Here is an 18,097-nt window from a genome sequence, read left to right as displayed (position 1 = left end):
GCCTGAACGGAGAACGCGCGGACAAATGGAGCATCAAATGAGCTGGCCAATACTCATCATCTCACTCCCAGACGCAAAAGTTCGTCGTCAAGCCATATCTAATGCCCTCAGAAGCTTAGATATGCCCTTCGAAATTGTCGACGCTATAGATGGTCGAGATGGTTTACCATCGAAATACGAGACTCTGATCGACCGAGACAAAGCACGCATCGTAATGGGGCGTGATCTGACCAACGGTGAATTCGCCTGCGCCCTATCGCATCAGATAATTTACAAAACTATCATTGATCGGGACATTCCAGGGGCCATTGTCCTTGAAGACGATGCCATTCCCCTTAAAGGCTTTAAGGACTTCGTAGTCGCAAGTGGTTATCAGTCTGCTGATCTCATTTTATTCGATTACAAACGCGCTCGCGTCTGGCGCGGCGCACAAAAGCTTAGATCTGGGAGCGTTATATTGCGACCGGTAGCGTTCAATCCATTTCTAACAACAGGATACTCCGTCTCGTATCGAGGCGCCTCGTATTTACATGAATCGTCTATTCCAATATCTGGCCAAGCAGACTGGCCTTGTGAAATTAGAGAGTTGAAAGCTCATATAACTATCCCTCGTTTAGTTGGCCATCCGCAAGACCAATCACGAGATTCATATCTTGAACAGCAAAGGCGCGACATGGTAGATAGCTTCGAGAAACCAGCACGTTATAAAAGATTTGGCCGAGGAGCCTACTGGCATCGATGGCTACGAAAACGTCTTTCTGTCGAAATTAAATAAGCTCTGTTTAAAGATGAACTTACTCTCCAGTGACAGTTCTATAATGTTCCGATTTTGCGCCACCGATAGCGGATATTCGCCCTGCTATCCAACCGGAAGTTCGGGCAAATGATAGATATGTCGCACCTAACGTTACTGGTATCAGGAGCAACAAGGACACCATGACGACGGACTTGATCGCCACCGATACCGGAAGTGTATAAATAGCTATCCGTTTCGCCTTCAGCTTCTTCCTAAAGCTTGTTGTCGATTGATCCTTGGCGCGATTGTATTGATATTGCAACGTCAATCGGTCTCGTGGAATAGTTTCATAAACAGGTGCATCAGGGATCCAGCCCGTCGTAAGCTTTAATGCACGGACGTCAGAGTAAAATTTTGTATCCTCTCCGCCTGACCAATTCAACTTTTCATCGAAGCGGAGCTTGTAATCGGTGAAAAGAGAGACTTGACCAATCCAGTTATTAGTTACTATCGTTGTTCTCGACGTTTTTCTTAATGACGCCTGACGCGCAGCGCGCCTTTCGTTCCGCAAATATCGTCTAAAAATATTTCTATGCATTAACCTTTCAGTCCAATTATGTTTCCCTATAAGAGGCGCAGCTCGAATAGGCCCTCCTAGTAATACTGCGTCACTTTCTCTATAGCCATCAATCAAATTCGAAAGCCACTCGGTGGGCACCGTCTCATCATCATCTACAAAGACTAACAGATCAGACCCGAACCGAGCTGCCTCCTTAGCAGCGGTGTTTCGTGCAGTCGCAATACCTAGGCTTGTTTCTAAAATATAGTGAATCGTTCCAAACGTGATCAAAGGCCTTATGGATTTGACGGTTTCTTCTTGGCTATTACTCTCATTATTCTCGACAATTAAAAATCGCACCAAGCAGTTATTTGGGGCCTGCAAGCTTGCCAAGGAGTGTAGAAGAGCTTTTAACATCCTCGGTCTGTCGCGCGTCAGAATAGCAACGACGACACTCAATTGTTTTAGACGCTTATTTTGTGAGAAGTTTGTCATTAGATACCACAGTCTTATTATTGTAGGGTAAAGGTATGCGATCCAAGATATAATCGTGAAACTGCAGTAATGCATTACTATAGGCTATAGCAGACTTCCGCTCAGAAGTGAGGGAAATGGCTGACCCATACCGTTGAGGGCACCTCGATTTTTGACCGTTTCTGCTCGCGCGTAGCGCTTGCAGCCGCATGAGGCGCACGTAATTTCAGCCACTCTCGCCTTGGTGGTGCCCAAGACCTGCGGCGCGCCGCCTTTGAAGTGTTGTTTTTCAACCCCCCGGGCCTAATGTCAACGCCGTTTGAGCTTCCCGAGAAGTGCCAAAGTAAAATTCCCCACCTGCACGTGTCCGGTGATCAGCCGGCTTTAGAGATCTGCGGCTCCGTTTTTAGGTTTTGGTGGCCGCCCTCGGCGCTTCGGCGGCGGTGGCGGGGTGATGGGGGCGTTGGCGCGGACATGCTCGGGTATGAGGTCGGCGTGAGCACGTAGCCGGTAACTGGCACCCTCGAACTGGATGACGACGGCATGATGCAGAAGCCTGTCGAGCAGCGCGGTTGCAACCACCGGATCGCCGAACACCTCGCCCCATTCAGCGAAGCCGCGGTTCGAGGTGAGGATCATGGCTCCTTTCTTGTAGCGGGCGTTGACCAGCTGGAAGAACAGGTTGGCGCCACCCGGGGTGATCGGCAGGTAGCCGATCTCGTCGACGATGAGCAGCGCGGCCCGCATATAGAAGCGGATCTTCTCGGCCAGTCGGCCCTCCCTTTCGGCCTGTCCCAGAGCGGCGATCAGATCGGCCAAAGTGGCGCGATAGACGCTTCGACCGGTCTTCACCGCGGCGACGCCGAGGGCCGTGGCCAGATGGCTCTTGCCGGTGCCGGGCGGGCCGAGGAAGTGGACGACCTTGGCGCGATGGATGAAGTCGAGCCGGGCCAGGGCCGCGATCCGTACCCGGTCCAGCGATGGCTGGAAGCCGAAGTCGAAGCCTTCGAGCGTCTTAACCGGCAGGAGCTTGGCGCTGCGCAGGGCGACATCGATCCGCCGCGTCAGCCCGCTGGTCAGCGCAATTCGCACTGCATCCTTGCGGAATTCATCCGTTCTTCCCGTGCCCATAGGTCATCTCCTTTGTTGCAGTAAATGCTATCAAAGGAGCGGCATCAAACCGTGACAGGTCCAGTCCGTCAAACTGACAAAACAGCTCTTCCACCTGGTCCGCCTGCGCCAGCGCGTCTCGATAGAGCCAGACTATCTTAGCGTCCGGCACACGATCCTCCATGCCAAGACCCAGAAAGCGCATAAAGAAGAGCCGGTCGCGGATCTGATATTCGCTCTGGTCGTCTGACAGGTTCTAAAGCGCGCTAAAGACCAGGGCCTTGACCATCAACACTGCGTCCATCGGCTTGCGCCCCGCGCGAGACTTGCGCGAGCTATGCCGGGAAATGGGTGACGGTGTTTGAGAACGCAGCATATCTTGGCGGGTGTTGAGGCCTGCCAGAACTTCCAGACGGAACCATACGCCATGAAGAACGATACAGAAATCATCGCCCTGCGTCAGCATGAATTTGTGGATGATCCGCTGACCGAGATTGCCCGGGACGGGGTGCGCCGAATGCTGGCGGCGGCTCTGCGGGCTGAAGCCGACGCCTTTGTCGATCAATACTCTCAGGAAGCCCTGCCGGATGGGCGTCAGCGGGTTTTCCGGTACTGGTATGGACCGGAGCGCAGCATCCAGACCGGGATCGGTGCGCTTGATGTGCGCCGCCCGAAGGTGCGAGACCGCGCGGCCGGACCTGCTGACGAGAACGTGCGTTTCAGCTCCGCCATCCTGCCGAAATGGGCGCGGCGGTCGCGCAGCCTCGATGCCCTGCTGCCCGTACTCTAATTGCGCGGCATCTCGACGGGGGATTTCCAGGAGGCGCTGACTGCGATCCTGGGGAAGGATGCGCCAAACCTGTCGCCGAGTGTGATCTCGCGCCTGACCGGGGAATGGCAGCAGGACTACGATCGCTAGCAGCGGCGTGATCTCGGAGGGCGCCGCTATGTCTACATCTGGGCGGACGGGGTCTATCTGCAGGCCTGGATGGAGCCGCAGGCCGAATGCATGCTGGTCATTCTCGGGGCCACGCCCGAAGGAAAGAAGGAATTAGTGGGCTTTCAAACCGTCGTCCGCGAGAGCGCGCAGAGCAGGTGCGAACTGTTGATCGACATCAAGGCACGCGGTCTCGCGGTCCCACCCGAGATCGCTGTGGGCGACGGCGCCATGGGATTCTGAAAGGCGCTCGACGAGGTCTTCCCGGGCACCCGGCATCAACGGGGTTGGGTTCACAAAATCGCCAACGTTCTGAACAAGTTTCCGAAGTCGATGCAACCGACGGTGAAGGCAGACCCGCGCGACATCTGGCAGGCGGAGACCCGCGCCGTAGCACAAACCGCCATGGACCTCTACTCCGAGAAATACGGGGACAAATACGAGAAGGCGGTGACCTGCCTGACCAAGGATCGCGACGCCTTGCTGGCCTTCTATGACTTCCCCGGCAAACATTGGGATTACCTGCGCACCGGCAACCCAATCGAGAGCGTCTTCGCCACCGTACGGCACCGGACCGTGCGGACCAAGGGCGCGCTGTCGCAGAAGACCGCGAAGCTGATGGTGTTCAAGCTGATTTAGGCCGCTTCGAAGACCTGGCGCCGTCTGAAGGGCGCGAACCGGTTGCCAATGATCATAGAAGGCGTCACATTCACCGACGGTGTTGCGGAAATCGACGCCGAAATCCACGCCGCTTGATCAGGCCGCATCACCCAGATTCAAGCATAGCTCGACTTGCGCTCAACACCCGGCTTGCGCCACACTCGCTCAAGATCCGGACGGAACTCCTCTCACGGCACAACAGAGTCAATCTCGACCTCCCGCGCCATTGTTGTATCCCTAGTGCCTGCTCGTCGCCACATTGTATCGCCGCGTTAAAGTCAGGGCAATTTTTAGAGGTGTCCGGTATTTTTAGAGATGCCCGCACGCCTGATCTATTCTAGAAAGGATCTTACCACCTATGGTAGGTGTGCCCCAGACGCCACGATTCGGAGGCCTATAGTGACACTATTCGCGAAGATTCTTAAAAAATGGAAGGCTGATCAATGTGGGAACCCGGCTCTAAGACTCCCCGAGTTCGAATATAATAATCACCCAACCATTAATAGAATTATTTTCATTTGTGGCCTTCATCGTAGCGGGACGACATTACTAGAACGCCTCTTGTCCTCAAAGTTTGATGTCTCCTACCTGAGGGCGAGTGTACCAGAAAGCGAGGGACAGCATATGCAATCGGTTTACAAACCAGCATATGAATATGGGGGCCCCGGTCGGTTTGCCTTTAGCGAGCAGGCCTACCAAGATGTTGAAGCGCTGACCGATTTCCATATGCATAGAAATAAAATAACAGACGAGTGGAAAAATTTTGTTGTCGGGAAGAGCGAGGTCCTTCTCGAAAAGTCACCTCCTAATCTTATAAAAATCGACTGGCTGCGCAGGGTATTTCCTGGAAGTCAGTTCGTTATTATGACTCGGGATCCAAGGGCTGTTGCTGCGGCCACCTTGAAATGGTCAAAATCCTCCCTACCAGAACTTATGATGCACTGGGGCGCGGCCCATTCTCAGGCTTTGAAAGCCTTCAGGGAGAGGGACTGCACAATAGTCCGTTATGAAGATTTAATAAAGGACAGTAATTATGAGCTCGAGAGAACTGCGCACTTTCTTGGTTTAGAGGCACGTAAAAGATGCAGTGCCTTGGAAGAGCGCCATATAGAATTAGTCAATACAAATGAGAAATATATCAAAGCTCATGCGGGCGCGAGATATGGTTCAGGGATTTGGAACCACTTCGGTTATGATCTTTCGTCTTGAGGTAACGCCCTTCTGATATTTTTACATGGTAGAGGTCAATAGCCGGCCCCCGCTCCTTCCCCCCGCATGCAGGGAAGGCCCTTCGCTTCCAGATCCGTATCCACGCGCCGCCTTTTCTCGGAGGCCAACCGCTTCCCCGCAGGCTTCTCACCTGCCCCGCCTCAGCCGCCGTACGCTGGAGCGGTCCCCGATCAGCCAGGCTGCGTCTCTGAATCAAACGAACACAGACTAACCGCCGGTGGGTTTCGTCGTCGCGCTTCTGCGCCAGTCCAGAAGGAGCCGATCTGGCGCGGGGTGGGGTAAGTCCCCGGATCATTGCCTGCCATTGGTGGCCGGTTGACAGGCGGACCGTGGCCATCACTCTTTGCTAGCGCGCGTGCTCGGAGGAGTGACGGCTGTAAACCGAAGACACATGCGACGCTCCGCGTAAGGGAGCGCACATGTGACCTTCTGGATTTTCTTGTTTTATGACCAAGTGCATCGATTGGGATCGGCCGGTGAGCCCACCCTCACCGCGCAGCCTTGCTTTCGCTCAGCATCCGGGTTTTCATCGATAACGTGTAAGGAAGGTGATAATTCGTGACCCAGCAGAATCCAAAGACAGACAGCGCAGACCACCCCTCGCAGCTCCCCCCTGACGATTACTCGATCCTGCCGCATCGTGACCATGTCACCCAGGAGGCGATCCCTTTTATTCTTGCAGACTATGGAGACGACGGCGCATTTTCTGAGCAGCAGGTCTCGACGCTGGCTGAACGTCACAATCTCTCAGAGACGCAACTGCGCGAGCTTTCCCGGCTGGTCGGCTACAGCCTCGACATTGATACCGAGGCCAATCTCATCAAAATCACGCGCTCAAAGGTTCAACGCCGCCTGAACAGCAGCAGACTGCCGAAAGTCCGTGGCGACAATTCGCTCGACGCGACAGAGGCGAACGCGTTGTTCAAAAGCCTGGGCCTCGTGGTTTCTGTTGTGGAAGACTTGGGCGATTCAGAACGCAATGACGCGTCTGAGACGGTTGCCAATGAACCACCAAACACAACCACCATCAGCTTGGACAAAGCCCGTCGCGTGCTCCAACCTGATGACCGGCGTAAGGAACGAGACAGCCGTCGCCTTCTTGTTGTGGAATCCTGCTGCTACGTCGCGCTGGATGCAGGTTGGCCCATCACCTACACCACCGACAGCTCCGTCGAGAAAAACCAACGGGGCGGGCGTTTAATCGCGCTAATAAAAGACGTTATCGGGATGGTCTCCCACAAGGGGCACGTCGCCAGCGTTCATACCCTGAAAGCCGATATAGAAATGGTGCGCTCCCGTTTGGAAATGCGCGGCGAATTGCCCTGACGCAGGCGCCGGCAGCCATTGTAAGGCAATACGTATGCGACGTTGAAATGACGTTGTGGTGTGGGCGCGACCGGCCTTTTCAGCTTTCTCGTATAGGCTGCGTTGCCGCTTTCGCAGCGCTTCAAGGCCGATGCGAGGGCAGAGCAGGAGCGGCTGATCAAGAGGCTGAACGACGCAGGATCGGGCGAACCTAGGCCCGTCATTGGCCGTGATGCGCTCTTGCAGATTTGCGATGGTGCAGCAGCCCAATCTTAGGCTCTGGGGTGCGGAAATGATCTGCCGTTTGACGGCTGTCAGCCCAAAGCGGCCGCACTACTGCTAGTTCAATTCTGCAAAAGCTGACCTTCGCCGCGAAGACCGCGAATTGGTAGGCGGCGGACAGTGCGGACTTTTGGAAAGCCCCTATTTTGTGATATGCTGACAAGAATTAACGCCGTTCGCTCAGGAGCCAACCCATGACGATACCGAGCAACAGAATTTGCCTGATGCTCAACCAAGACGCGGAGGCGGCGGCGAACTTCTATGCTGAAACCTTCCCAAATAGCTGGGTCGGTCGCGTGCAGCATTCGCCGAGCGACAACCCTTCAGGCAAGGCTGGTGACGTGTTAATTGTTGAGTTCACCGTCCTCGGCATTCCCTGTATCGGAGTTAACGGCGGCCCCTATTTTCGGCACGGAGAAGCATTCTCGTTTCAGGTCGCTACGGATTCCCAAGAAGAAACAGACGCATATTGGAATGCCATTGTGGGCAACGGTGGCGAAGAAAGCATGTGTGGCTGGTGCAAGGACAAGTGGGGAGTTTCATGGCAATTCACTCCCCGCACCCTCACCGAGGCTGTGACCGCAGGAGGTGCGGAGGCCAAACGTGCTTTTGATGCCATGGTGCAAATGAAGAAGATTGACGTCGCTGCGATAGATGCCGCACGAAGAGGCGAGGACGAACCAGCATAGCGATGTAGGTTTGGCTCAAAACTGTCTCTCGCCGCGCTCGGCTTGAAGGTTCGCTGTCAGGAAACGGCCCGAACTTTGCTAAGTCCGCTTCCTGCGCTTAGCCGCCATCCCGTCTCGGGTACTGTTTCTTGCATATTTGACCTGCAAATCAACAAAAGCTCGTCAACAGAACACGCCGATCACGCTCATTTCGATTACTCCGCCGGATAGCAGCGAGAGCAGGGCAACGCAGAGTCTCTGAAAAATCCGATAGCTGAACAGGCGAGCTTAATCGTATCTGCGCGCACGGGCACAGATTTTCGCTCTCATCCGCCCCCCAACATACGCGTCCAATCGATGCACTTGGTGCGCCGGGGCACAATGCCCGATGGTCAGGTCATGACACGCGTCCCTGCCCTTCCTTCTGCTGAAGACTCTGCCGACACGCAGATTGACGCCGCAATTTTGCGCCTGGTTGATCTGCTCGCCCGCCAGACAGCACGGGAAATCGCGGCGGACGCGCCGGTGACCAAGGAGAGCTTTGATGCCCCGCCAAGCCAAAAAAGCGATTGAGACGTCGCGCCGCCTGCTGACCGTGAAAGAGGTGGCAGCGCTCGACAACACCTCCGAGAAAACCGTGCGCCGCGCGATTGCCGCCGGCCTTCTTGACGTGGTGCGCGTGGGCCCAGGCGGCCGTTTGATCCGGATCGATCCGGCGGCGCACGCAGCCTACCGGATGGCCCATTGCCGCTAGGTACAGATGTCCATCAATGTCCATTCATGTCAACACCTTAGCGACATATCGGGAAGAGGCGCTCGCCGTAAGTTTTTGATTTTTCATGCTAGAGTATTCCCGAAACGGACACCCTGTCCTGCCCTGTCCACCCGAGACCCCGCCTGGCCATAGGAGATTTGCCCGATGACTGTGATTTCCAAGATCAATCTCGACACCGCCCTGCTGCCAAAAGGCACGCTGATGTTTGCGGATTTGATCGCGCTTTTGGCGAAGGATCCGAGCTTGAGCGCAACCCGGCGTCGGGATCTGATGTCCGGTCTGCGCCGCGTTGCCAAAGCGTTGGGGCAGGCGCCGCAGAATGTGCCCGCCGACAGTCGGTGGCTGCAGCCGCGCTTGGCGAAACGCGCGCCCGCAGCGCTCGGCCTCAGCCCCAAGTCTTGGCAAAATGCGGTCAGCGATGCTCGGGCCGCGATGGTTCATGCCCGGATTGTCGAGCGGCGCAGCAACCACCTATCGGATCTATCCTCGGAGTGGCAGGCCCTCTGGACCAGCTTGCTGGCCGCAAAGGACAAGACCTTGCAACCCGCCCTCTGCCGTTTCGTTCATTTTCTGAACAATCAGGGGATCGGCCCCGATCAGGTCACTGCAGAGCACGCCTTGGCCTATCGGGACGCCCTAGCCCAGAATGAAATCAGCAAATCACCCGATGGGGCCTATCGCGCCGCGGTGAATGGCTGGAACCTGGCCGTGCAGCGCCTGCCCGATTGGCCAAAGACAACGCACCCCCTGGAAAGCCGCCAAAAGATCATCAAGCTGCCCGAGGCAGCGTTTTCCGCTGCGTTTCTGCAGGACCTTGAGCGCCTGATGGCGCGTCTGGCCAATCCAGACCCCTTGGCCGACGAGGGCCGGGCGCGGGCGCTGCGTCCGGCGACCCTCAACCAGTACCGTCGCCAGATTATCCGCTTCGCCTCGGAACTCGTCCATGCCGGTCTGTTGCTTGACGCGATCACGGAAATTGCGGTGCTGCTGGCGCCTGCAAACGCAGAGCGCGGCCTGCGCCAGATGCTGACCCGCACTGAGAACAAATCGACGAAACTGATCGGCGAAACCGCTGCGCTGCTGCGCAATCTGGGCCGGATCACCGGACAGCCCGAGGAGGTACAGAAAAAACTGGCCGATTTGGCAGCGCGGCTTGCACCTGCGCCCCAGCGCGGGATGACTCGCAAGAACCGCGACCGGCTGCGCATCTTGCAAAACGAGGAAAGCCTTCAACGCCTGCTGCATCTGCCAGACCGTCTGTTCGCCCACCCGCCGGCGGGAAAGACCAACACCTTCACCAAGGCTCTGGCGCGCGAGGACGCAGTGGCGATCGCCATCCTGCTCGTCTGCCCGATCCGTATCAAGAATCTGGCCGGTATTCATCTCGAACTCCATCTCCAGCGCCCCGGCGACGGCCGGGCGTTTCTGGTGCTCTCAGAAGATGATCTCAAGAACGAGCGCCCGCTCGAGTTCGAACTGCCTATAGAATTGATCCGCATGATCGACCGCCATCTCGCCAGCCGCAGCCCGGAGCTTTGCCCGGCAGGGACAGCGTGGCTGTTTCCGCGCCGTGATGGCGCGGGCTCAGTCAGCCCGGGTCAGCTCTCGGCGCGGATCAGCAAACGGGTCCGCAAGGAAACTGGTTTTGAGATCAATGCGCATCTGTTTCGCCATTTTGCCGTGATGACCTGGCTCGATGCCAATCCCGGCAGCTATGAGGTCGCGCGCCGCCTTCTTGGCCACTCCGAGGTCAGCCACACCATCAACATGTATTCCGGTCTCGAGGTGAAATCCGCGACCCGGATCTTTGCCGACCTCATCGAGACCAAAAAGGGGCGGCGCACATGAGCTTGGTTCTGCCCCGCACCGACTGGCCCCGCACAGATCGCACGATGTGGGAGAGATTGATCAGGGAGGCAGGCCCACTGGACGATCGGGGCGGCCTCGCGCACCTGCGCCAATCCTCTCGTGACATCCTGGAGACCCACTACGGACGCTGGCTGAAATGGCTCAGCCTTGTCGATCCGGAGGCCCTTTCGTTGCCGCCTGCGGAACGTGCCACCCTGCCCCGGCTGCAATCTTGGCTGGAGGCTCTTGCGCACACCAAGCCCATGTCACGCCTGATGTTCGTGGACGGGGTCTTGCGGGTCTTGCGCGCGGCTGCACCGGACCGTGATTGGGCGCTGCAACTGCGCCTGCGTGCTGGGTTGAAGCGGGACGCGGGCCGGGGCGATCGGGCCCGCAAGAGCGGGCGCGTGCTGTCAAGCGCGGTGCTGCTCGAGGTCGGGCTCGCCCTTGCCAAGAGCGACGCCACGGCTGTCTCAAATCGGTTGAAACAGATGCTCGCTCAACGCGACGGCTGCATGATCGCGCTCCTCGCCGTGCTGCCGATGCGGTGCCGGGCCTTCTGTGGGATGCGCCTTGGCCAGTCGATCCAAGTCAGCGCTGGGGACATCAATATTGCGCTGTCTGAAGATATGACCAAGACCGGGGTGCCGTGGGAGACCAGCGTTCCGCCGCAGGTCGCGCCGGTCTTGCGCCATTACATCGAAAATGTGCGACCGGCCCTGCTGGCGCGTGGTAACATGGCCCATGACTTTCTCTGGGTGGGGAAGAAAGGCGAGATCTTGGATCAGAATCATGTCGGCAGCCGGATCGGCGACGTGACCCTAAGGCTGACGGGTGTACGCATCCCCCCACATCTGTTCCGGGATGCAGCAGCCACCACACTGGCCCGACTGTCGCCCCAAAGTGCGCGCCTGATCCCGCCGGTTTTGGCGCATTCGGGGTTCCAGACCGCCGAGCGCCATTACATCCAGGCCCAGACCATCGAGGCAGGGCGGGACTATGCGGCCTTGATCAGCCAGATGAAAAAGGAAAAGCGATGATGCGAGTTGCCCTCTATGCCCGGTTCTCGAGCCAAATGCAGCGCGATGCGTCGATCGATGATCAGATCCGCCTGTGTCGCGAAAAGGCCGAACGTGAAGGCTGGGAAATCGTCGATGCGTATACCGACCGCGCAGTCTCGGGTGCCTCAATGCTGCGCCCGGGTCTTCAGGCTTTGCTCCGGGATGCGCAAGAGCAGCGCTTTGATCTGGTCCTCTGCGAGGCCTTGGATCGCCTGAGCCGTGATCAGGCCGACGTGGCCGCGATTTACAAACGCCTGACCTTTGCCGATGTCGGCGTGGTGACCCTCTCGGAAGGCGAGATCGGCGAACTGCATGTCGGCCTCAAGGGCACGATGAACCAGCTGTTTCTGAAGGATCTTGCGGCCAAGACCCGGCGCGGCCTTCGGGGGCGCGTGGAGGCCGGGCTGTCCGGGGGCGGCAACAGTTACGGCTATGATGTCGTGCGCCGCCTGGACGCCGACGGGCTGCCCGTGACCGGCGAACGCGGGATCAACAATGAACAGGCCCATGTCATCCGGCGGGTCTTTGATGAGTTCGCGGAAGGTCGCTCTCCCAAGGCGATCGCACAGCGCCTCAATCAAGATGGCATTCCCGGGCCGCGCGGCAAAGACTGGCGAGATACCGCGATACGAGGGCACCGGACCCGCGGCACCGGCCTGCTCAACAACGAACTCTATATTGGCCGTCTGGTCTGGAACCGGCTGCGCTACATCAAGGACCCGGACACCGGACGTCGCGTCTCCCGCCTCAATGATCCCTCCGAGTGGATCATCAAGGAGGTTCCGGATCTGCGCATCGTGGATGACGCGCTTTGGGAGCGGGTGAAGCAAAGACAGTGTGCCATCGACGCGAGCCCGCGTGTGCAGGCGATCAAGGCGTCACGGTTTTGGGAAAAGAAGCGGGCGCCGCATCTTCTCACAGGGCTCGCCTATTGCGACGCCTGCGGCAGCCCCCTCGCCTCGGTCGGCAAGGATTACCTGGCATGCTCGGCGGCGCGCAAACTGGGCACCTGTGATCAGAAGAAGTCGATCCGGCGGCCCGTGCTGGAAAGCGCGGTTCTCGATCTGCTCCGAACCCGCTTGATGCAGCCGGATGCGGTGGCCAGCTTCATGACGGCCTATAGCAAAGCCACAAACGCCCATAACAGCGCGCAAGAGGCCAAGCGTGCCCGTCTGCGCTCTGAGCGGGACGCTACTGCCCGCAAACTTGATGGTCTCTACGACGCGATTGCCGAGGGGCTCCGCACACCGGGCCTGCAAGCCAAACTGGCAGAGATGGAGCAGCGGATCGCCGAGCTTGACCGCGACCTGGCAGCGCCGCCCCCGTCGCCGTTGCGCCTCCACCCCAATCTGTCCGAGATCTACCGCCGCAAGGTCCAGGATTTGGCCGCCACCTTGGCCGATCCAGAGATTCGCACCCAAGAGCTCGAGGTCATCCGTGGGCTGATTGAACGCGTCACGCTCAGGCATGAGGACGGCGAGATCATCCTCACACTCGACGGCGCGCTGACGGCAATGATTGATCTGGCCCAAAATGCAAAAAACCCTTCCGAAGAAGGGTCTCGCACGAATTTCGATCTCAGTTCGGTCAAAGTGGTTGCGGGAGTAGGATTTGAACCTACGACCTTCAGGTTATGAGCCTGCGTGCCAAATAGCCGGATCCATTAGGATTTATGCATATTTACCTTTGATTTCAGGAAATTAACGACCTTTCAGTTGACATGGTGGGTCACTAAGTGACATCAAATGCCTACACATTGCCGGACACAGGGCGGACACACCATGATAAAAATCAATGAAACCTTTACCCGAAAGGCAGACGCACCTGCGAAGGGTAACAAACTCTACCGCGATGGAGAGCTAACCGGATTCGCACTTCGTGTGACTGCTGCGGGATCACGCTCGTTTGTCTTAAACTACACGATCAACAAACGTGAAAGACGCATGACCATAGGCAACTTCCCCGCTTGGTCCGCTGCCGCCGCCAAGGAAGAGGCTAAGTCGTTGCGTAGGGCAATCGACCAAGGGATCGACCCCCTAGAAGAGCGCATCGAGCGCAGAGAGGCCCCAACCGTCGCTGATCTGTGGTCAGAGTACGAAAAACTTCACCTCCCAACGCTGTCGCCTCGAAGTCAAACAGACCAGCGGGGAATGTGGCATAACTACATTCTCCCAGACTTAGGCCGAGTCGCGGTCAGAGAGCTCACAAGTCGCCAGAGCGACCGCTTACACGCCAAGATTAGCGAAGCGACCCCTACCCGTGCAAACCGGGTGCTTGAGGTGCTTAGGAGGGCCCTCAACCTCTCTATTCGCTGGGGTTGGATCGAAAAGAACCCCGCAGATGGCTTCCGGAGAAATGCCGAACACTCGCGTGAAAAGTACCTCACCAAGGACGAGTACGACCTTGTGTTTGACGCTCTAGAGCGGATGCCAAACCAGAAGGCAGCGAACGCAGTACGCTTGCTGATCTTAACAGGCGCACGGCGGGGCGAGATTCTAGGACTGGAGTGGCAAGACCTCGACCTAGAACTTGGGATATGGAACCGACCGGCTCATAAAAGCAAAGACAGGAAACGCAAAAGAGTTCCGCTTTCAAATGAGGCTTTGATCCTCCTGCAGGCGATGCATGAGACGGCAGAGGGCAGCTATCTTTTCCCCACGTCGACAGGAAGCCACCTTCCAGACATCAATCGTCCCTGGCGCTGGTTGAGGAATGAAATCGGGATGCCTGACTTAAGAGTTCACGACCTCCGCCACTCTTTCGCGTCTACTTTGGTCTCCAGCGGGGAGACCTTAGAAACCATAGGCAAGCTGCTTGGCCACTCGCAGCACCAGACAACCATGCGCTACGCGCATCTGATGGATGACCCGCTGCGCCGCGCGGCCAACTCCTTTGCCACTTCCTCTGTCAATAGGTGATTTCGGGAAATGAAGATCACCTACCGAAACTAACCTACTGTTACTAAAGGCGATTTCCGGAAGTCGACTCTAGTCAGACTCGCTAAACCTGTTATGTATCTGTCCATTAGTCGTCATACGGAGAAACTAATGGATAACCCTAACTCACACATGAAACCCACAGAGGTTGCCGCCCTATTGGGCGTCTCCCAGCGCACCTTAAGCCGCTGGCATGCCCTGCGCGTCGGCCCAGCCCGCTGCAAGGTTGGGCGTCGCGTTCTCTACCGTAAATCTGCAATCGATGCATGGCTCAAAGCCAACGAGACCAAGCCGGTTCATACGTTTGATGGAGGCACAGCATGACCCCTCTTGATTACGCACTCAAATACGCAGAGCAGGGTTTCGCTGTGTTTCCAGCCTACAGCATCCAAGAAGGCGAATGCACCTGTGGCAATCCAACTTGTAGCAGTGCCGGAAAACACCCAATGATTGCGGGCGGTTTCAAAGCTGCCTCTACTGACCCAGACACCATTCAGCAGTGGTGGACTGATTGGCCAAACGCCAACGTCGCGATCGCTACAGGATCAATATCCAATCTCTTCGTCCTCGACGTGGATATCGGTGAAGAGAAGCAAGGCGAGGCAGCGCTGGAACGCTTGGAGGCCGAGATTGGTCCTCTGCCCCGTGACGCCGTCGTCCAGACAGGAAGCGGCGGCTACCATATCTATATGCAGATGCCAGATCAACCAATCAGGGGCAATGCCGGGAAGCTTGGGCCGAACCTCGATGTACGTGCCGACGGTGGTTACGTGATCGCACCCCCATCAACTCACATCTCCGGAAATTCTTACACATGGGAGAATACAAATGCTTAACCCAATTCCCTCGGTACCTACAGAATTAATCGAAAAGCTAAAATCAAAAAAGCCAGTCGCAGCGAACAGAACCGCGCCTCCTTCAAAAGCCTTGTCTGTTGGATCGCGTAATAACTCCTTAGCGAGTATGGCGGGCTTCCTTCGCGCTCATCACGGATGCGATGCCGACCAAATATATTCTGCTTTATCGGCACTGAACGCAACGGCCTACGAGCCACTGCCTGACGATGAAGTTTGGGGTATCGCCCGCAGTATTTCCAACTATGAGACCGGGACGAAAATTGAATATGATGATGTTCCCCTTTCAAAAATGGCGGCTCTTAAGATTGCAGGTACGTCCTGTCAAACCTCCACTACCGGATGGCTGCGTTTCGATGGGGCGCGCTGGATGGATGACCCCAAAGGCGGGTATGCAAAAGAACAAACCAAGTGCTTCCTTGAAGAGCTCGCTGGAGCAGCCAAAAGTACGGGTGATATTGATGCAATGAAAAATGCCAAGCAGCTCCTGTCAGCGCCGAAGGTCAACAGGGTTTTTGACCTTCTTTCTACTGACCCCAATGTCATGCGCTCGTTCGACGATTTTGACCGATCTGTCGGAGAGTTAAATTTACTGAACGGTACACTGAATCTCTCAGATTTCTCGCTGCGCCCTCACAGCGCCAGTGACAACATCACCAAACTAGCGGGAGTGGCATACGAACCAGACGCTACATGCCCGGTCTTCGACACCTTCCTGTCGTCAACCCTCTCCCAAGAGGTGCAGCAGTTTGTACTTCGGCTGTTTGGATATTCGTTGCTCGGCAATCCCAAGGAACAGGTCTTCGCGATCTTCCACGGCCCCGGTCGAAATGGAAAATCGACGCTGATTGATATCGTTGCGCATGTTCTCGGGGACTACGCGTGCAACGCAGAACCGAGTACCTTCATCCGACAGAAAAACGCAGGAATCCGTAATGATCTCGCCCGCCTAAAAGGAGCCCGGATGGTTGCAACATCCGAGCTTGCGACAGGCGAGATCCTCGATACAGCTCTAGTGAAGCGCATCAATGGTGGCGATATTATCTCCGCCCGCGCACTATACAAGGAACATTTCGAGTTCAAGCCGGAGTGCGTCATGTTCATGACAACGAACGCTCTTCCCGTCATAGACGGAGGCGATCAGGCGCTTGGCCGACGTCTAATCTTGATGCATTTCGACCGGGTGGTCGCTGAAGATAGTTGCGACCGCGATTTGCCCGCGAAGCTCCGGGCCGAGGGAAGTGGTATCCTCAATCGCCTGCTCGAAGGGCTGGGAGATTATCAAAAGAATGGCCTTAATGTCCCTGAGTCCATCAAGCGGGAAGCTGCCCGATATATGGCATCATCGGACATGATCCAGACCTTCCTCAAAGACGAATGCGTCCTCGATCCCGAAGGATCAATTGGAGCCAAGTCATTGTATCGAAAATATCACCGCTGGTCGCAATCAAATGGAATCAAAGCAATCAGTCAGCCGATCTTCAGGTCAGAGATCGTTAAGCGGACCGGAATTAAACAAAAGCGTACAAGTAAAGGCCTGATCTGGCCAGGTATTCGCGGCTGCGACAGCAGCTCTTCATTCTCAGTGTAGGTAGTGTAGCCTTATACCCTAACTTTTTGGAGAAAAATAACAATAGAAAAGTTAGGGTTATAGCCTACACGCCCTACACAAATCCAGTATTGTATTTGCTGCAGCAAAAACTTTGGCAAATAATCCGAGGTAAATATGACTAGAACTTCAGGATCAAATCTGTTTAAGAATCCGACCAAATGGCCGCTAATCGCCCCCTGGTGGTTGGTGTCTTCACCCCAGGCCGCAGCCTTGCTAAATGTAACCCCAGCGACTCTCCATAACTGGAGGATCCGCGGCGAAGGCCCAGACCCGGTACCGCCAATGTACCTATGCAAAACCCAGGGCGACCCGATATATTATATGTATGGCGCGGTAAGGATGTGGGCCGCTCAGCGCCTCGGCATTGAATACTCCATGGATGATCAGTGTCGGGACTTTTTCGATATCACGTTACCACACCTGAACGGAGGAACGGGATCATGGAGAGGAAGAGCAAAAACATACGAAATGCTCTTTAAGCTGGCCCATGAGAGCGCCCGCAAGGGAAAAGGTTCCGGCCGCTTCTCAGTGGAGCACGTCCAAAAGCTGGACATCTATTATTCGAGGCAGCCTCGGCAAATCCAACCAATCCTGAACTTAGCGAAATGGAACCGTGACAGTGCACCTCCCATTCCGTCTCGTGAAGCGCGGCGGACGCAAGGAGATGCAGATGCCGGACGGAACATCTGGCCAGCACAAGACTGACAACATATTGGTCAAGGCGCTGGCCCGTGCGTCCCGCTGGAAGCGGATGCTTGAATCTGGCGAGTTCACGACAATCGCCGAACTGGCCGAACGCGAGGGGATCGCACCGTCCTACATGACCCGTGTCCTGCGACTCACGCTGCTCGCACCAGACATTGTGGAGGGGATACTCGACGGCACGCAGGGACCGGATGTGACGCTGGCGCGCGTGCTGGGGCTGGTTCCAATGGAATGGACAAAACAAGTGGCGCTCTTCAGACGGAATTAACAAAAAAGCGGCGCGGCCAGCGCGCTGGCCCCACATTGATCACAGGACATCTCTTCGCTATCGGTTGTATCTTATTG

Annotated in this window: 16 protein-coding genes, 1 tRNA gene and 2 pseudogenes; 15 read left to right on the top strand and 4 right to left on the bottom strand. The window is 56.5% G+C overall.

The features are described from left to right. Positions 1-37 precede the first annotated feature (37 nt). Complete coding sequence (locus JAO82_RS10835) at positions 38-775, top strand: glycosyltransferase family 25 protein (RefSeq protein WP_198686396.1); 738 nt, start codon at positions 38-40, stop codon at positions 773-775. 19 nt (positions 776-794) lie between these two features. On the opposite strand, the gene JAO82_RS10830 is transcribed toward JAO82_RS10835, so the two are convergent. The 3 genes and pseudogenes from JAO82_RS10830 to JAO82_RS10820 form a co-directional block, all read right to left on the bottom strand. Then, complete coding sequence (locus JAO82_RS10830; protein WP_198686395.1) at positions 795-1,790, bottom strand: glycosyltransferase family 2 protein; 996 nt, start codon at positions 1,788-1,790, stop codon at positions 795-797. Positions 1,791-2,153: 363 nt separating this feature from the next. Further along, positions 2,154-2,900 carry an IS21-like element helper ATPase IstB gene (istB, locus tag JAO82_RS10825; RefSeq protein ID WP_198686394.1) on the bottom strand — a complete coding sequence of 249 codons (747 nt, stop codon included), beginning with the start codon at positions 2,898-2,900 and terminating at the stop codon, positions 2,154-2,156. A 64-nt stretch (positions 2,901-2,964) separates the two neighbouring features. Next, positions 2,965-3,216: pseudogene (locus JAO82_RS10820) on the bottom strand (transposase); the annotation flags it as partial. Positions 3,217-3,306: 90 nt separating this feature from the next. Between JAO82_RS10820 and JAO82_RS10815 the strand changes: the two are divergent. The 9 genes and pseudogenes from JAO82_RS10815 (at position 3,307) to JAO82_RS10775 (ending at position 13,282) form a co-directional block, all read left to right on the top strand. Then, positions 3,307-4,572 (top strand): annotated as a pseudogene (locus tag JAO82_RS10815) (IS256 family transposase). A gap of 303 nt (positions 4,573-4,875) precedes the next feature. Continuing rightward, a complete protein-coding gene (locus JAO82_RS10810) occupies positions 4,876-5,685 on the top strand; it encodes a sulfotransferase family protein (RefSeq protein ID WP_198686393.1) in 810 nt (269 codons plus the stop codon). A gap of 579 nt (positions 5,686-6,264) precedes the next feature. Beyond that, positions 6,265-7,032, top strand: coding sequence for a hypothetical protein (locus JAO82_RS10805; protein ID WP_198686392.1), 768 nt, complete (start codon positions 6,265-6,267; stop codon positions 7,030-7,032). A 455-nt stretch (positions 7,033-7,487) separates the two neighbouring features. Then, positions 7,488-7,982 carry a VOC family protein gene (locus JAO82_RS10800; protein ID WP_198686391.1) on the top strand — a complete coding sequence of 165 codons (495 nt, stop codon included), beginning with the start codon at positions 7,488-7,490 and terminating at the stop codon, positions 7,980-7,982. A gap of 360 nt (positions 7,983-8,342) precedes the next feature. Continuing rightward, a complete protein-coding gene (locus JAO82_RS10795) occupies positions 8,343-8,534 on the top strand; it encodes a hypothetical protein (RefSeq protein ID WP_198686390.1) in 192 nt (63 codons plus the stop codon). Beyond that, positions 8,506-8,715: a helix-turn-helix domain-containing protein gene (locus tag JAO82_RS10790; RefSeq protein WP_198686389.1), complete on the top strand. Its 210-nt coding sequence runs from the start codon at positions 8,506-8,508 to the stop codon at positions 8,713-8,715. The genes JAO82_RS10795 and JAO82_RS10790 overlap by 29 nt, the downstream gene beginning before the upstream one ends. 165 nt (positions 8,716-8,880) lie before the next feature. After that, the gene (locus JAO82_RS10785) at positions 8,881-10,584 is read left to right on the top strand and encodes a site-specific integrase (protein ID WP_198686388.1); all 1,704 of its coding nucleotides are present in this window, start codon (positions 8,881-8,883) and stop codon (positions 10,582-10,584) included. Then, a complete protein-coding gene (locus tag JAO82_RS10780; RefSeq protein ID WP_198686387.1) occupies positions 10,581-11,624 on the top strand; it encodes a tyrosine-type recombinase/integrase in 1,044 nt (347 codons plus the stop codon). Before JAO82_RS10785 ends, JAO82_RS10780 begins: the two co-directional genes overlap by 4 nt. Continuing rightward, positions 11,621-13,282, top strand: a complete 1,662-nt coding sequence (locus tag JAO82_RS10775) for a recombinase family protein (RefSeq protein ID WP_332872519.1) — start codon at positions 11,621-11,623, stop codon at positions 13,280-13,282. Before JAO82_RS10780 ends, JAO82_RS10775 begins: the two co-directional genes overlap by 4 nt. Here JAO82_RS10775 and JAO82_RS10770 read toward each other — a convergent pair. Continuing rightward, positions 13,239-13,322: transfer RNA gene (locus JAO82_RS10770), tRNA-Leu, on the bottom strand. The two genes, JAO82_RS10775 and JAO82_RS10770, sit on opposite strands and share 44 nt — an antisense overlap. A gap of 104 nt (positions 13,323-13,426) precedes the next feature. Here JAO82_RS10770 and JAO82_RS10765 point away from each other — a divergent pair. The 5 genes from JAO82_RS10765 to JAO82_RS10745 all read left to right on the top strand — a co-directional run bounded on the left by JAO82_RS10765 (position 13,427) and on the right by JAO82_RS10745 (position 18,020). Further along, positions 13,427-14,563 (top strand): tyrosine-type recombinase/integrase, encoded by a 1,137-nt coding sequence (locus JAO82_RS10765; protein WP_198686386.1) that lies wholly within the window; start codon positions 13,427-13,429, stop codon positions 14,561-14,563. Positions 14,564-14,656: 93 nt separating this feature from the next. Beyond that, entirely contained in the window at positions 14,657-14,905 is a 249-nt protein-coding gene (locus tag JAO82_RS14475) for a helix-turn-helix transcriptional regulator (protein WP_408635535.1), read from the top strand. Next, the gene (locus JAO82_RS10755; protein ID WP_198686384.1) at positions 14,902-15,417 is read left to right on the top strand and encodes a bifunctional DNA primase/polymerase; all 516 of its coding nucleotides are present in this window, start codon (positions 14,902-14,904) and stop codon (positions 15,415-15,417) included. The genes JAO82_RS14475 and JAO82_RS10755 overlap by 4 nt, the downstream gene beginning before the upstream one ends. Beyond that, on the top strand, positions 15,410-17,026 hold the full coding sequence (locus JAO82_RS10750; RefSeq protein WP_198686383.1) for a phage/plasmid primase, P4 family: 1,617 nt from the start codon (positions 15,410-15,412) through the stop codon (positions 17,024-17,026). The genes JAO82_RS10755 and JAO82_RS10750 overlap by 8 nt, the downstream gene beginning before the upstream one ends. Positions 17,027-17,717: 691 nt before the next feature. Next, positions 17,718-18,020, top strand: coding sequence for a hypothetical protein (locus JAO82_RS10745; RefSeq protein WP_456299547.1), 303 nt, complete (start codon positions 17,718-17,720; stop codon positions 18,018-18,020). The last annotated feature ends 77 nt before the right edge of the window (positions 18,021-18,097 follow it).

Origin of the sequence: Pontibaca salina (assembly GCF_016307205.1) — a bacterium.
Taxonomy (GTDB): Bacteria; Pseudomonadota; Alphaproteobacteria; order Rhodobacterales; family Rhodobacteraceae; genus Pontibaca; species Pontibaca salina.
The sequence above is the reverse complement of the archived record's forward strand: the minus strand, read 5'-3'. Positions and strand labels throughout refer to the sequence as shown.